Genomic DNA, 14,295 nt, shown 5'->3' on the forward strand with positions numbered 1-14,295 from the left:
CCTGGTCCTCCCCGCAATCTGGCCGGATGCCGTCATACCGGACCGTAAGCTGGGGATGTGGATCCTCTGCTCATCGGCGTCGTCGCGGGCCTTGTCGGCTTGTGCCTCGGTGTCTTCGGCGTCCTCGCGTTCCGTGCGAGTGAACATCAGCGCACCCTGGTGGATGACGAGCTGGACGAGGCTCAGCTTCCCGAAGGCGCCGCCGAAGTCCTGAGCGTCCTGGGCCGGGCCTTCGTGATCGTGGACGACATCGACGGCGTGGTCCGCGCCAGCCCGGCGGCCTACGCCTACGGCCTGGTGCGCGGTCACACCGTGGTGCACCATCAGCTGCTGGAGATGACCGCCAAGGTGCGGCGCGACGGCGTCGTCCTGGAAGGCGAATTCGAGCTGCCTCGCGGCCCGCTCGGCGCCGGCTCCATCATCGTGCAGGTGCGCGCCGCCGTCCTCGGGGACGAGTATGTGCTGCTGCTCGCCGATGACCGCACGGAGATCACGCGCACCGAGGAGATCCGCAACGACTTCGTCGCGAATGTCTCCCACGAGCTGAAGACCCCGGTGGGCGCCATCTCGCTGCTCGCCGAGGCGCTCGAGGACTCCTCGGATGACGAGGTGGCCGTGCGCCGGTTCGCCAAGCGCATGCACAAGGAGGCGTCGCGGCTCGCTGACCTGGTGCAGGACATCATCGAACTGTCCCGGCTGCAGGGGGCGAACATCGCGCTGCAGGGCACCGTGGTGGACATCAACCACGTGATCGCCGACGCCGTGGACCGGTCCAAACTTCCCGCGGAGAGCAAGAACATCACGCTCGTGGTCGGCAGCGCGGGCACGGACGCCCGCGTCTTCGGAGATCCGGACCTGCTGACCACGGCTTTCCGCAATCTCATCGACAACGCCATCCGGTACTCGCCGGAGAACACCCGGGTGGGCATCGGCATCCGCTCCCGGGAAGGCCTCATCGCGGTCTCGGTCACCGATCAGGGCGATGGCATCTCCCCGGAGGACCAGGAACGCGTCTTCGAACGGTTCTACCGGGTGGACGCCGCCCGTTCCCGCGCCACCGGCGGCACGGGGCTGGGGCTCAGCATCGTCAAGCACGTCGTGTCCAATCACGGTGGAGAAGTGTCCGTCTGGTCCCAGCCGGGCCAGGGATCCACGTTCACCGTCCGCCTTCCCGAGATGGAGGGCCGTGAGTCCTCGGACGACGCGGGAAGTCCGGAAGAAGCCCCTGAGGCCGGGAGGACCGGCCACCGCAATGCTCATCAAAGCAGCGCTCATCACGAAGGAGTCCAGGCGTGAGCCGCATTCTGATTGTGGAGGACGAAGAGTCCTTCAGCGACCCGTTGTCCTACCTGCTCGGCAAGGAGGGCTTCGAGGTGGAGGTCGTGGACAACGGCCTCGATGCCATCACCGAATTCGACCGGAATGGCGCGGATCTGGTGCTGCTGGATCTTCAGCTGCCCGGCCAGTCCGGCACCGAGGTGTGCCGGCAGCTCCGCCAGCGCTCCTCCGTCCCGGTCATCATGCTGACGGCCAAGGATTCCGAGATCGACAAGGTGGTGGGCCTGGAGCTGGGCGCGGACGACTACGTCACCAAGCCCTACTCCTCCCGTGAGCTGGTGGCCCGTGTGCGGGCCGTGCTGCGCCGTCAGGGCGAGCCGGAGGAGCTCATCACCACCACGGTCCAGGCGGGTCCGGTGCGCATGGACATCGAACGGCACGTGGTCAGTGTCGGCGGTGAGCAGGTATCCCTGCCGCTCAAGGAATTCGAGCTTCTGGAGATGCTCCTGAGGAATTCCGGCCGTGTGCTGACCCGTGGCCAGCTGATCGACCGGGTGTGGGGCTCCGACTACGTGGGCGACACCAAGACCCTCGACGTGCACGTCAAGCGTCTGCGCAGCAAGATCGAACCGGACCCCTCCGCCCCCCGGTACCTGGTGACCGTCCGCGGGCTGGGCTACAAGTTCGAGCCGTGAGCACGGGGCTTCGGATCACCGGGCCACGGTGATCCTGGGGCGGGAGACGCGACAACGCTGAAGGAGCGGACCCTCAGGGTCCGCTCCTTCAGCGTTGGTGGTGCCTGACGTGCTCCGGTGGGCCGCCTCAGCGGCCGCGCCGCTGCGAGCTCCAGTAGAGGGGCCCGCCCAGGGCGACGGCCAGGAAGGCCACCGTCAGAACGAGCTCCGCGAGAAGCAGCATGAAGACGGCGGTGACGCCGAGATTCAGAGCCACTCCGCCGAGCGCTCCGAGGCCGACCATGAGGGCGGCCAGGATGGCCAGCACCAGGAGGTAGGCGCCGAAGAAGCGGCCGGGGGTGTCGAGGCGTGCCAGCTGGCGGCTGATGGACCGCGGCTGGACCAGGTTCAAAATGGTCATAGTCGTCCTCTGACAGAAAATTCCAGGGAAGGGGCGGCTCGAGCCGCATCTCCATTCTTCCGCACCGCCAGTGCGGTCTTCCCCTGTTCGACGGCCGACGCGGCTGTGTGATTGCTCACAGGCTGTCCCGGGAACGACGACGGCGCGGTCCCCGGAGCGATGAGCATGTCACCGCGGCGGGGCCGCGCCGTCGTCGTGCGGGCCGGGAGTCCGGCTGGAGGTCAGTGTCCGCCCTCGGTGGTGGCGGTGCTCTCCGGAGTGGCGGAGGTGGTGGGCTCGTCCGTGGTGGAGGCGCCCGGGGTGGCCTTCGGAGTCGGCAGGTACTGCTTGTACTCCTTGATGGTGCCGTCCAGGACGGGGACCTTCACGTCGTCGGTCTTGCCCGCGCCGGAGAAGGTCAGGCTCACGAGGGAGCCGGGAGCGCCGCCCGTGGTGCTGAGGATCGCGGCGTCGCTCTTCTCGTTGAGGGAGACTTCGTCGTTCGCCTTGACGCGGACCTGGGTCTGAGAGCCCTCGGCGCCGTTCACCGTGACCGTGACGTCCTGCTTGCTGCCGTTGAAGATGCTGCCGAGCAGGCGGCCCGGGTTCTTCTCGCCGTCGCTGACGATCATGGCGTTGCGGACCTTGATGTCGCCGAACTGGGCGTTGACGCCGTCCGATGCCGCGTACTGGTGGGTGGTCTGCTGGGCCGAGGTGGCGGAGCAGGCGGTGGTGGCTGCGAGGAGTCCGAGGCCCAACGCTGCGGCGGCCAGGGCGCGCTTGCCGGGCTTGACGGTCTGGGGGGCAGTGGAACGCACTTTACGTAACTCCTTGCACGAGTGAATGAGAGCTCTTTGCTGACAGTTTATCGGCAAATGAGCGCCGGCCGGGTTCATCGGGGTCCGGGCCCTGTTACAGGGTGACCTGGATGCACCTTTTTGCCGGTCCGTCAAGTCACGTGACGAACCTGTGAGTGGGCCTGGATCCTTGATATTTCAAGGAAGAGGGGCATCCGGCCCGGGAAGTTGCCGCGCTCACACGTGGTAAACTGGAAGCCGGGAAAGGGGATAATCCACATGGTTTTTGAAGTCGGCGAGACGGTTGTTTACCCTCACCACGGCGCAGCGAAGATCGAAGAGATCAAGATGCGCACCATCAAGGGCGTTGAGAAGATGTACCTCAAGCTCCGCGTAGCCCAGGGCGACCTCACCATTGAGGTTCCCGCCGAGAACGTCGATCTGGTGGGCGTTCGGGATGTCGTGGGCAAGGAAGGCCTGGAGCACGTCTTCGACGTACTCCGCGCCGAGTTCACCGAAGAACCCACCAACTGGTCCCGCCGTTACAAGGCGAATCTGGAGAAGCTGGCTTCCGGTGACGTGATCAAGGTCGCCGAGGTCGTGCGTGATCTCTGGCGTCGTGACCAGGACCGCGGCCTGTCCGCGGGGGAGAAGCGGATGCTGTCGAAGGCGCGTCAGATCCTCATCTCCGAGCTGGCCCTGGCGGAGAAGACGGATGAGGAGCACGCTGCGAACGTTCTGGACGAGGTTCTCGCCTCGGACGTGAAGGCTTCCTAGCACTCCTTGCTACGGTCTTCCGAAAGACCCCTTGTGTGAAAGGCCCGTCCGGTGCATCGGCACCGGACGGGCCTTTCACTGTTCTGGCCCCTCTTTTCGGTCCAGCCCGACGTTCAGAGGGTTGTTCCGCGCCGGGACGTGAGCACGATCCCTGGCGCGGGGCTGAACCGCCCGTCCCGGTCCGCCTCGATCGCGACCTCGAGCCGTGACGTGCCGCTGGGCTCGCCGGTCGGGAACCAGGACCGGCCGGGGGCGACGAGGATGAGCATCCCGTGCACGGTGCCGAGGGGCTGGAACGACGCCGACCCGCTGCCGTAGGCGGGGATCCCGAACGCCGCACGGATCCCGTCCGCGGTGGTCGCCACATCAGCGACCGGCACCCCTGCCTCGCTGATGTTCTGGATGTCGGCCGCCGTGAAGGGGTGGTCCCGGTCGTCGGGGATGTCGCGCCGGACGATGAGTTCCAGGATGTTCCCGTCAGGATCCGCGAAGTAGAGCGATCGGGCGTTCCACGTCGCCGGCATGTCGAATTCGTCCTGGCCCTCGGCGTTCCGGAGCAGTGTGACCCGGGAACTGAGCCAGAGCTTCGCGCTGGCGAGCTGCCTGCGGGGGATCGTCCACGCGAGGTGCTGTCGGCCCGGCCCCGTGGGACCCTCGTGAAGCACCAGCGCAGAGCTGCCGATCCGGACGAGAAGCCCGTCGTCCTCGCGATGGACGGGGAGCCCGAGGAGCTCCCCATAGAAGGTCTCCGCGCGCCGGAGGTCGGAGGTGTTGAAGGCCACTGAGATGATCCGCATGACGCCAGCCAACCGCCTCAACCATGGTTGAGGTCAAACGCCGGCTGCCGCCGGGTGCGGCCGTCGCGACTACGCTGGCTCTATGACTTCTGTTTCACGGCTCGGGGTGGTGGTCCTGGCGGCCGGCTCCGGGCAGCGCCTGGGATTCGGCATCCCCAAGGCCCAGGTCCTCCTGGGTGACGAACCGATTCTGCGGCACGCCCTGTCGGGTGTGGTCGCCGCGGGTGTCGCGGACGCGATCGTGGTCGCGCTGCCTTCCGCGGAGGCCGGCGACGGCGACGCGCTGCGGGAGGTCGTGGAGACCTTCCGCGCCGAGCACCCCGGGGCGCCGTGGAGCCTCAGCGTCGTCGAGGGCGGCGCCACCCGCTCCGATTCGGTGGCGCGCGCACTCACCGCGCTGGACGGCGTCGAGCATGTCCTGGTGCACGACGCCGCCCGTCCGCTCGTCCCGGTCCAGGTGTTCCAGCGGGTGGCCGACGCCTTGAGGGCGGGCGCCCGGGCGGTCATCCCCGCCATCCCCGTGGTGGACACCATCAAGCAGGTGCACGCAGGGCACGGCGCGGACGCGGAGATCGCCCCCGAACTCGTCACCGGCAACATCGCACGGGAGACGCTGCGCGCCGTCCAGACCCCGCAGGGCTTCAGCCTGGCCGCTCTGAGGGCAGCGCACGAGGACGCACAGTATCTCGATGACCGGCAGGCCGCCGCCATCACGGACGACGCCATGCTGCTCGAGTCCCGCGGGATCCCGGTCCACGTGGTGGCCGGTTCCAGCTACTCGCTCAAGATCACCACGGCCGTGGACCTGATCCTCGCCGAAGGCCTGCTCGAGGGTCCGCTCGCCGGCCGCTGGGTGGGTGAGGCATGATCGTCCCGCGCACCGGCGTCGGCGTCGACGCTCACGCCTACGCCCCTGAGGACGCGCCCCGGCCGCTGTGGCTCGCCGGGCTCCACTGGCCCGGCGAACGGGGTCTGGACGGGCACTCCGACGCGGACGTGGTGGCGCACGCCGCCGCCGACGCCCTCTTCTCCGCGGCCGGCCTCGGCGACCTCGGCACGCACTTCGGCACGGGCCGCCCCGAATTCGCCGGCGCCTCGGGTGTCCGGTTGCTCACCGAGGCCGCACGGATCGTGCGGGAGGCGGGATTCGGGATCGGCAACATCGCCGTCCAGCTCCTCGGGAACCGGCCGAAGTTCTCCCCGCGGCGGCTCGAAGCGGAAGCGGTGCTGACGGAAGCCGCCGGAGCGCCCGTCAGCGTGTCCGCGACCACCACGGACGGGCTCGGTTTCCTCGGCCGCGGTGAAGGGCTCACCGCGGTGGCCACGGCACTCGTCTATCCGCTCCCGGCGGACGGGGTCTGAGACCGTCCCTGGGGTCCGTCCCGCCGGAAATGGCGGGGACGGACCCCAGGGCATAGGCTTTGGCAGGTGACACTGCGTTTCTATGACACGGCCTCAGCCCAGGTCCGCGAATTCCAGCCGCTCGAGCCCGGCAAGGCGAGCCTGTACTACTGCGGCGCCACCGTCCAGGGCCTGCCCCACGTGGGACACGTCCGTTCTGCGATCGCCTTCGACCAGCTCACCCGCTGGCTCCGGTACCGGGGCTTCGAGGTCACCGTGGTCCGCAATGTCACGGACATCGACGACAAGATCCTCGCCAAATCCGCCGAATCGTTCGAGGACGATTTCGTCCCGGACGGGGACCGCCCGGCGAAGGAGCCGTGGTGGGCGCTCGCGTACCGTTACGAGCAGGCGTTTCGCACCGCGTACGAGACGCTGGGCGTGTCCGCGCCGAGCTACGAACCGCGCGCCACGGGTCACATCCCGGAGATGCACGCGCTGATCGCCCGGCTGATCGACCGCGGCCACGCCTACGCCGCCCCGGACGGCTCCGGCGACGTCTACTTCGACGTCCGTTCCTGGCCCGAGTACGGCTCGCTGACGCACCAGCGCATCGATGACATGCAGGCCGCCACCGACGCCGATCCGCGCGGCAAGCGCGACCCCCGCGACTTCGCCCTGTGGAAGGGCCACAAGGCGGGCGACCCCGAGACCGCCGCCTGGGATTCCCCCTGGGGCCGCGGACGCCCGGGATGGCACCTGGAGTGCTCGGCCATGGTCACCAAGTACCTCGGCCCCCGCTTCGACATCCACGGCGGCGGCCTGGACCTGCGCTTCCCGCACCACGAGAACGAACTGGCCCAGTCCACCGCGGCGGGTGACGGCTTCGCCAACTTCTGGATGCACAACGGCATGGTCACGTACCAGGGCGAGAAGATGTCCAAGTCGATCGGCAACACGGTCAGCCCGGAGGAGATGCTCGCCCAGGCGAGCCCCCGCGTGGTGCGCTACTACCTGGGCCAGGCGCAGTACCGTTCGGTGCTCGACTACAACCCCGGCTCGCTCGCGGAGGCCGCGTCCGCCGTCGAGCGCATCGACGGCTTCATCAGCCGCGCGCTCCGCTCGCAGTCGCAGGGGAACGGGACGTTCGGTCACTTCAGCTACGGCGGGGTGCCGGAGGACTTCGCGAAGGCCATGGACGACGATCTCAATGTGCCGCAGGCTCTCGCCGTGCTGCATGAGACCGTCCGGGCCGGCAACGCCGCCCTCGCCGCGGGGGATGCCGAGACGGTCCGGAGCGCGCTGGACTCGGTCCTGGGCATGACGCGGGCGCTGGGGCTGGACGACGTCGCCTCCACGGGCGCCTCCGAGGGGCCGGCGCTGGAGGCACTCGACGCTTTGGTGAAGACCCAGCTCGAGGCCCGGGCCGCGGCTCGTGCGGCGAAGGACTGGGCCGCTTCGGACGCCATCCGGGATGCTCTGGCAGGGGCCGGGGTGGTCGTGGAAGACGGTCCTCAGGGGGCTTCCTGGAGCCTGCGTCAGGACTGACACGAGTTGAACCGTAAAATGGTGCAGGTCCGCAACACTACTGCAGAGGTGAATCATGGCCAAGATCGGCCGTTCCGGCGCTGTCCGTAAGCACAAGAAGGGCGCCTCCGTGGGTACTGGGGGCCATGGCCGCAAGTCGCTCGAAGGCAAGGGCCCCACGCCCAAGGCAGAGGACCGCACCTATCACAAGGCGCACAAGAACAAGATCCTCGCCGAGCGCGCCGCCGCCAAGCGCGCCGGGGGAGACAATCGTGCCCCGCGGCGTGCCAGCGGTCCCAAGGGCCGTGCCACCGAAGAATTCGTGACCGGCCGCAACTCCGTGGTCGAGGCGCTGCGCGCGGGCATCCCCGCCAAGACGCTGTACGTGGCCATCCGCATCGACGTCGATGATCGCGTCAAGGAGGTCCTGAAGCTCGCCGCCGAACGCGGGGTGCCGATCCTCGAAGCCGGCAAGCCGGAACTGGACCGCCTCACCGAGGACGCCGTCCACCAGGGTCTCGCTCTGCAGGTTCCTCCGTACGACTACGCGGATCCCTACGATCTCGCCGAAGAGACCATCGAAGCCTGGCGCAAGGGCCACATCGCCAACGCGCCGCTCTTCGTCGCGCTGGACGGCATCACCGATCCGCGCAACCTCGGCGCCATCATCCGGTCCGTCTCCGCCTTCAGCGGTCACGGCGTCGTGGTGCCCGAGCGCCGTGCCGCGGGCATGACGGCCGCCGCCTGGAAGACCAGCGCGGGCGCGGCCACCCGTGTCCCCGTCGCACGGGCCGGCAACCTGAACAACACCCTGAAGGCGTTCCAGGAGATGGGCATCTTCGTGCTCGGCCTGGACGGCGACGGCGAAGTCTCCCTGCCCGACCTCGAGCTGGCCACCGAGCCGATCTGTCTCGTGGTCGGTTCCGAGGGCAAGGGCCTGAGCCGCCTGGTCCGCGAGCACTGCGACCAGATCGTCTCCGTCCCGATCGACTCCGCCATGGAGTCCCTCAACGCAGGCATGGCCGTCGCCATCTCCCTGTACGAAGTCTCCCGGCGCCGATCCCACACCTGACAGTCCCATGAGCAATCCCATCACCATGCCCCTGGAATTCGTGGTGACGGCCTCCCGGCCGTTTCCGCTGGGGGTGACCCCGGCCCGCCAGGCCGACCAGTACGCCCCTGACACCGTCAACGTGGCGGTGTTCGCCCCCGGGCTCACCGCCGTCGACGTCCACCACCTCGGCCAGGACGGCCAGTGGCACCGGACGCGGCTGACGGAGAAGAGCGGTGGGGTCCACCACGGCCTCGTGCCGCGGTTCCCGCTGGGCACCCGGTATGGCTTCCTCGGGCCGGAGACGGCCGCGCGTATGACGGGCAGCCACCTCATGCGGCGCGACGACGACGGCGCGCCGCACTCCAGCGTGCCGTCCGGCCTGCTGCTGGACCCCTACGGGCGGGGCGTGGACGTCGTCGACGGCTCACTCGTCTCGATGCGGATGCACCAGGACTTCGACTGGGGCGCCGACCGGCGCCCCAACACCCCGTGGCGGGACACTGTTGTTTACGAGGCTCATGTCCGCGGCCTGACGAAGCTGCACCCCGGCATTCCCGAGGAGCTCCGCGGCACGTACGCCGGCCTGGCGAACCCCGTCATGCTGGACTACCTCAAAGAGCTCGGCGTGACCGCCGTGGAACTGCTCCCGGTGCACTTCCACCTCGACGAGGCCCATCTGGAGAACGTCGGCCTCACGAACTACTGGGGCTACAACACGGCGTCCTTCTTCGCACCGCACCCGGACTACGCCACGGAGGCGGCCCGTGCCGCGGGCCCCGGCGCGGTCCAGGACGAGTTCAAGGGCATGGTCAAGCTCCTGCATGAGGCGGGCATCGAGGTCATCCTCGACGTCGTGTACAACCACACGGCCGAGGGCGGCAAGGACCTGCCGGCGCAGAGCTTCCGGGGTCTCGGGGACGGGACCTACTACCGGCACGACGGCAACGGGAACTACTACGACACCACCGGCTGTGGGAACTCCCTCAACTTCGGCGAACCGCGCGTGGTGCAGCTCGTGCTGGACTCCCTGCGCCACTGGGTGCAGGACTACCACGTGGACGGTTTCCGTTTCGACCTGGCCACCACGCTGTGCCGGGACGAGAACAATCAGTTCGACCCCAAGCACCCCTTCCTCGTGGCGCTGGCCGCGGACCCGGTGTTCCACGAGGTCAAGCTCATCTCCGAGCCGTGGGATGTCGGCCAGGGCGACTCCTGGCAGACAGGGCGCTTCCCCTTCGGCTGGGTGGACTGGAACGACCGCTTCCGGGACACGGTGCGCTCCTTCTGGCTGTCGGAACGCGCCGCGATCGACGCCGGCCACCAGGGCCGGAGCGTCTCCGCCCTCGCGGATGTGGTCTCCGGCTCGGCGTCGCTCTTCGCGCCGTCCGGCCGCAACCGGCTCGCATCCCTGAACTTCATCACCGCGCACGACGGCTTCACGATGCGGGACCTGGTGTCCTACGACCGGAAGCACAACGAGGCCAACGGTGAGAACAACCGGGACGGCAACGACAGCAACTTCAGCTACAACCACGGCTACGAAGGCCGCACCGAAGTGGAGTCCCTCCTCGCCGAGCGCGCACTGACCAGCCGGAACCTCATGACCACGCTCATGGTCTCCCTGGGCGTCCCCATGATCGTGGCAGGTGACGAGCTGGGCCGCACCCAGCACGGCAACAACAACGCGTACAACCAGGACAACGCCATCACCTGGATCGACTGGACGCCCACGCGGGAGAGCCGGCAGATGCTGCGCGCCACCCAGCGGGCCATCCGGATCCGCCGTGAGTTCATGGCGGCGCAGCCGTTCGACTACCCCCAGCGGGACGAGCACTCCTATCTGCACTGGTTCAACCAGGACGGCGAGTTCATGTCCGGCGAGGACTGGAACAACCCCGGCCAGCGCCTGGTGCAGCTGCTGCTCGGGGCCCGCAAGGGCAAGGTCGATGGTCTCGTGGTCATCAACGGCGGCCCGAGCGATGTGGAGATCGTGCTGCCGCGGCTGTCCGAACTCGGCATCACCGCGGCTGAGGACACCGCCAAGTTCGAACTCCGGCTGTCCACGTCCCTCGTCCACGACGAACGCCGTGGCACGCAGCGCGCGGAAGGGGAGAAGGACCTGGTGGACGCCTTCTCCATGAACATCTACCGACTCTGACCCTCTACCGACTCTGAGGTCCCGTGAACCGCAAAACGCTCCTGAGCCTGGCCGGCCTCGTCCTCGCCGCCGTCGTGGCGGGTCTGATCTGGTTCGGCGGCAGCGGATCGGGCAGCAAGCCGCTCGCCGGCGACGGCGGACACGCCACGCCCGGCAGTTCGGCAACCCAGCGCCCGGGGGTGAAGAACCCGAGCAGTCTGGACACCGTCAAGGAGTCCGCGCTGCCGGCGGAGGCCCGTCGCACGCTGGAGCTCATCGCGAAGGGTGGCCCGTACCCGTACGACCGTGACGGGATCAACTTCGGGAACTTCGAGGGGGTGCTCCCCAAGAAGCGCGGTGGCTACTACCAGGAGTTCACCGTGCCGACCCCGGGTTCGCAGAACCGTGGGGCCCGGCGCATCATCGTCGGCTCGGAGCACGAGAAGTACTACACCCCGGACCACTACAAGAGCTTCCGCTTCATCCTGGAGGGCCAGTGAGGACCTATCCCGCCGCCACGCACACGCTGGGCGAACTGGCGCACGCGAGTCTCGCCGTCGGGCGTGAGCCCTTCGCCGTCCCCGCCGCCGCGGACAAGGCGGCCACCCTGGCGGCCTTCGCCACCGCCCTCGGGTTCCCCGACTGGTTCGGGGGCAACCTGGACGCGCTCAACGACTGCCTGGGGGACTGGGCCGACACGCTCAGCTCGCCGTCCGCTCTCCTCTGGCAGCGCTCCGCGACGCTCGACGCCGGCACCGCGGCCGCCGTCGAGAGCATCCTCGGTGAGGTGGAGGCGGGCAGCCCGCACCTCGCCGTCGTCGTCCTCGGCTGAGGGCCACGCCGGCACCGTCCCTATGCGTTGACGACCAGGCCCAGCTCCGCGCTGCTCGCCAGGCCCTCGTGCTGCGGGAAGATTCGCACCGTGTAGCCGAACGCGCCCGAGCGGTCCACCGGGATCGTGCCCCGGAAGAGCCAGCGGCCGCCGCCCAGGTCCTCGACGGGCTCCAGGTCCACACTGCGGGGATCCTTGATCCGGTCGTCATGGCCGGCCTTGCCGTAGGCCGCCGTGACGCGGACCTCCTCGGGCGTCAGGCCGTCGAGGGCCACATAGCTGTTCACCGTGAGGGTGTCGCCGATCTGCGGTGATTCGCTCACGCCGCTGCTGTCGACGTGCTCCACGTGCACGCTCGGCCACGAGGCCCGGACCCGCTCGGCGTAGGCGGCGAGGTCTTTGGCGAGGGCGTAGCCGTCCTCCGCGGCGTCCCGGCCGGAGACCGCGGCGGGCGTGTAGAGGCCGGAGACGTAGTCCTTGACCATGCGGTCCGCGGAGACCGCCGGGCCGAGGTGGGCCAGGGTGTGCTTGATCATCGAGATCCACGCGGTCGGCAGTCCGTCCTCGTCCGCCGAGGACGGACCGGCTGCGCCCGCGTCGGTGGAGAGCGCGGCGCCGTAGAAGCGCGGAGCCACCTGGGTCTCGAGCAGCTCGTACAGGGCGGCCGCTTCGATGTCGTCCCGTTCCTCGGGGGACGCGCCGTTGTTCGCGGTCGGGATCGCCCAGCCGTTCTCGCCGTCGTACATCTCGTCCCACCAGCCGTCCAGCACGGAGAGGTTGAGCGAGCCGTTGATGGCGGCCTTCATGCCCGACGTCCCGCAGGCCTCCAGGGGCCGCAGCGGGTTGTTGAGCCAGACGTCGCAGCCGGGGAAGAGGGTCCGTGCCATGGCGATGTCGTAGTTGGGGAGGAACACGATCCGGTGCCGGACCTCGGGGCCGTCGGTGAAGTGCACCAGATCCTGGATCATCTTCTTGCCCGCGTCGTCGGCCGGGTGCGACTTGCCCGCGATCACGAGCTGCACCGGGTGCTCCGGGTGCAGGAGGATCCGCCGGAGCCGTTCCGGGTCGCGCAGCATGAGGGTCAGCCGCTTGTAGGTGGGCACGCGGCGCGCGAAGCCGATCGTCAGGATGTCGGGGTCGAGCACCCCGTCCGTCCACCCGAGTTCGGCGTCGGCCGCGCCGCGCTTCTTCCAGGAGGACCGAAGGCGACGCCGCACATCCGCCACGAGCTTGCCGCGCAGCTCCCGGCGAAGTGCCCAGAGCGTCTCATCCGGCACGTTGTACGCCAGGTCCCAGCGGCCCAGGGACTCGGCCTCCGGACCGAAGGCGTCCCGGGCGAGGGTGCCGATGCTGGAGTCCACCCAGGTGGGGACGTGTACGCCGTTCGTGACGGAACCGATCGGGACCTCGGACTTCTCGAACCCCGGCCAGAGGCCCGCGAACATCCCCCGCGACACCTCGCCGTGCAGCTTGGCCACGCCATTGGCGCGCTGGGCCAGCCGGAGGCCCATCACGGCCATGTTGAACTTGCCGGGGTCGCCGCCGTCGTAGCTCTCCCGCCCGAGGTCCAGGATCCTGTCCACGGGAACGCCGGGAGCCAGGCCCGCCCGGAAGAAGTGCTCGATCTGTGCCAGTTCGAAGCGGTCGATCCCTGCCGCCACCGGGGTGTGGGTGGTGAAGACCGTCGACGCCCGGCTCGCGGCCAGGGCTTCGTCCCAGCTCAGACCCTGGCTCGTCATGAGCTCCTGGATGCGCTCGATGCCGAGGAATCCCGCGTGCCCCTCATTCGTGTGGAAGACCTCCGGCGCGGACGTGCCCGTCAGGCGGGCGTATGCGCGCAGGGCCTTCACCCCGCCCATGCCGAGGAGCAGTTCCTGCTGGAGACGGTGGTCCCCGCCGCCTCCGTACAGCCGGTCCGTGATGCCGCGCGCGGCGTCGTCGTTGCCCGGCACATGGGAGTCCAGCAGGAGCAGCGGCACGCGGCCCACCTCGGCGCGCCAGATCTGCGCGAGCAGCTGCCGTCCGTGGGGGAGCGGAAGCCGGACGGTCACGGGCGTCCCGTCCTCCTCGCGCAGGAGGGTCAGCGGGAGGTTGTCCGGGTCCAGGACCGGATAGGTCTCCTGCTGCCAGGCGTCGCGGGACAGGGACTGTTTGAAGTACCCGGCCTGGTAGAGGAGCCCGACCCCCACCAGCGGGACGCCGAGGTCGGACGCCGACTTGAGGTGGTCGCCGGCCAGGATGCCCAGACCGCCCGAGTACTGAGGGAGCACCTCGGTGATGCCGAATTCGGGGGAGAAGTACGCGATGCGCTCGGGGGCGTCGCCGTTCAGGCTCTGATACCAGCGCGGTTCCGTGAGATAGCGGTCCAGATCCGCCGCGGCCGTCCGGATGCGGGCCACCACGTCCTCATCCCGTGCCATGGCCCGGAACTCCTCGCCCGAGATGGCCCCAAGGAGCGCCACAGGGTCGTGCCGGCTCTTGTCCCACAGCACGGGATGCAGGCTTTCGAAGAGCTGGCGGGTCGGAAGGTGCCAGGACCAGCGGAGATTGTTCGCCAGTCGGGCCAGTGGGGCGATCGGTTCGGGCAGGACGGTTCTGACGGTGAATCTGCGGATGGCCTTCACGTGCGCCACACTAACCGAGTCATCCGACCATCGGAACAGGGGGATGTTTCTTTTTGG

At 68.9% G+C, this 14,295-nt stretch carries 14 protein-coding genes; 10 read left to right on the top strand and 4 right to left on the bottom strand.

Annotated features, from left to right (window positions below; genetic code table 11):
* The first annotated feature begins 66 nt into the window (after positions 1 to 66).
* Positions 67 to 1,296: an ATP-binding protein gene (locus P9849_RS02980; protein ID WP_278269075.1), complete on the top strand. Its 1,230-nt coding sequence runs from the start codon at positions 67 to 69 to the stop codon at positions 1,294 to 1,296.
* The gene (locus P9849_RS02985; protein ID WP_066214974.1) at positions 1,293 to 1,973 is read left to right on the top strand and encodes a response regulator transcription factor; all 681 of its coding nucleotides are present in this window, start codon (positions 1,293 to 1,295) and stop codon (positions 1,971 to 1,973) included. Before P9849_RS02980 ends, P9849_RS02985 begins: the two co-directional genes overlap by 4 nt.
* Before the next feature lie 127 nt (positions 1,974 to 2,100).
* On the opposite strand, the gene P9849_RS02990 is transcribed toward P9849_RS02985, so the two are convergent.
* Both P9849_RS02990 and P9849_RS02995 read right to left on the bottom strand, forming a co-directional pair.
* Positions 2,101 to 2,373 carry a hypothetical protein gene (locus tag P9849_RS02990; RefSeq protein ID WP_278268235.1) on the bottom strand — a complete coding sequence of 91 codons (273 nt, stop codon included), beginning with the start codon at positions 2,371 to 2,373 and terminating at the stop codon, positions 2,101 to 2,103.
* A 221-nt stretch (positions 2,374 to 2,594) separates the two neighbouring features.
* The gene (locus tag P9849_RS02995) at positions 2,595 to 3,170 is read right to left on the bottom strand and encodes a hypothetical protein (protein WP_278268236.1); all 576 of its coding nucleotides are present in this window, start codon (positions 3,168 to 3,170) and stop codon (positions 2,595 to 2,597) included.
* Between the two features lie 258 nt (positions 3,171 to 3,428).
* Here P9849_RS02995 and P9849_RS03000 point away from each other — a divergent pair, with 258 nt between their 5' ends.
* Positions 3,429 to 3,926, top strand: coding sequence for a CarD family transcriptional regulator (locus tag P9849_RS03000; protein ID WP_066214979.1), 498 nt, complete (start codon positions 3,429 to 3,431; stop codon positions 3,924 to 3,926).
* A gap of 113 nt (positions 3,927 to 4,039) precedes the next feature.
* On the opposite strand, the gene P9849_RS03005 is transcribed toward P9849_RS03000, so the two are convergent.
* A complete protein-coding gene (locus tag P9849_RS03005) occupies positions 4,040 to 4,723 on the bottom strand; it encodes a VOC family protein (protein ID WP_278268237.1) in 684 nt (227 codons plus the stop codon).
* An 82-nt stretch (positions 4,724 to 4,805) separates the two neighbouring features.
* Between P9849_RS03005 and ispD the strand changes: the two genes are divergently transcribed.
* From ispD to P9849_RS03040, 7 genes are all read left to right on the top strand, one after another.
* A complete protein-coding gene (gene ispD / locus P9849_RS03010; RefSeq protein ID WP_278268238.1) occupies positions 4,806 to 5,591 on the top strand; it encodes a 2-C-methyl-D-erythritol 4-phosphate cytidylyltransferase in 786 nt (261 codons plus the stop codon).
* Positions 5,588 to 6,085, top strand: a complete 498-nt coding sequence (ispF, locus tag P9849_RS03015) for a 2-C-methyl-D-erythritol 2,4-cyclodiphosphate synthase (protein WP_278268239.1) — start codon at positions 5,588 to 5,590, stop codon at positions 6,083 to 6,085. Before ispD ends, ispF begins: the two co-directional genes overlap by 4 nt.
* Positions 6,086 to 6,151: 66 nt before the next feature.
* A complete protein-coding gene (cysS, locus tag P9849_RS03020) occupies positions 6,152 to 7,612 on the top strand; it encodes a cysteine--tRNA ligase (protein WP_278268240.1) in 1,461 nt (486 codons plus the stop codon).
* 55 nt (positions 7,613 to 7,667) lie between these two features.
* A complete protein-coding gene (gene rlmB, locus P9849_RS03025; protein ID WP_066214989.1) occupies positions 7,668 to 8,663 on the top strand; it encodes a 23S rRNA (guanosine(2251)-2'-O)-methyltransferase RlmB in 996 nt (331 codons plus the stop codon).
* Between the two features lie 7 nt (positions 8,664 to 8,670).
* Positions 8,671 to 10,803: a glycogen debranching protein GlgX gene (gene glgX, locus P9849_RS03030; RefSeq protein ID WP_278268241.1), complete on the top strand. Its 2,133-nt coding sequence runs from the start codon at positions 8,671 to 8,673 to the stop codon at positions 10,801 to 10,803.
* A 23-nt stretch (positions 10,804 to 10,826) separates the two neighbouring features.
* Positions 10,827 to 11,282 (top strand): ribonuclease domain-containing protein, encoded by a 456-nt coding sequence (locus P9849_RS03035; RefSeq protein ID WP_278268242.1) that lies wholly within the window; start codon positions 10,827 to 10,829, stop codon positions 11,280 to 11,282.
* Complete coding sequence (locus P9849_RS03040) at positions 11,279 to 11,614, top strand: barstar family protein (protein WP_278268243.1); 336 nt, start codon at positions 11,279 to 11,281, stop codon at positions 11,612 to 11,614. The genes P9849_RS03035 and P9849_RS03040 overlap by 4 nt, the downstream gene beginning before the upstream one ends.
* 20 nt (positions 11,615 to 11,634) lie before the next feature.
* Here the strand turns inward: P9849_RS03040 and glgP are convergent, their stop codons facing one another.
* Positions 11,635 to 14,238 (bottom strand): alpha-glucan family phosphorylase, encoded by a 2,604-nt coding sequence (gene glgP, locus P9849_RS03045; RefSeq protein WP_278268244.1) that lies wholly within the window; start codon positions 14,236 to 14,238, stop codon positions 11,635 to 11,637.
* Positions 14,239 to 14,295: the final 57 nt, after the last annotated feature.

This window comes from Arthrobacter sp. Y-9, assembly GCF_029690065.1.
Classification (GTDB): Bacteria; Actinomycetota; Actinomycetes; order Actinomycetales; family Micrococcaceae; genus Arthrobacter_E.

Excerpts from the sequence above, each read along its gene's own strand:
- P9849_RS02990 (WP_278268235.1), bottom strand. The coding sequence starts at position 2,373 with ATGACCATTTTGAACCTGGTCCAGCCGCGGTCCATCAGCCGCCAGCTG.
- P9849_RS03000 (WP_066214979.1), top strand. The coding sequence starts at position 3,429 with ATGGTTTTTGAAGTCGGCGAGACGGTTGTTTACCCTCACCACGGCGCA.
- P9849_RS03005 (WP_278268237.1), bottom strand. The coding sequence starts at position 4,723 with ATGCGGATCATCTCAGTGGCCTTCAACACCTCCGACCTCCGGCGCGCG.
- ispD (WP_278268238.1), top strand. The coding sequence starts at position 4,806 with ATGACTTCTGTTTCACGGCTCGGGGTGGTGGTCCTGGCGGCCGGCTCC.
- ispF (WP_278268239.1), top strand. The coding sequence starts at position 5,588 with ATGATCGTCCCGCGCACCGGCGTCGGCGTCGACGCTCACGCCTACGCC.
- rlmB (WP_066214989.1), top strand. The coding sequence starts at position 7,668 with ATGGCCAAGATCGGCCGTTCCGGCGCTGTCCGTAAGCACAAGAAGGGC.
- glgX (WP_278268241.1), top strand. The coding sequence starts at position 8,671 with ATGAGCAATCCCATCACCATGCCCCTGGAATTCGTGGTGACGGCCTCC.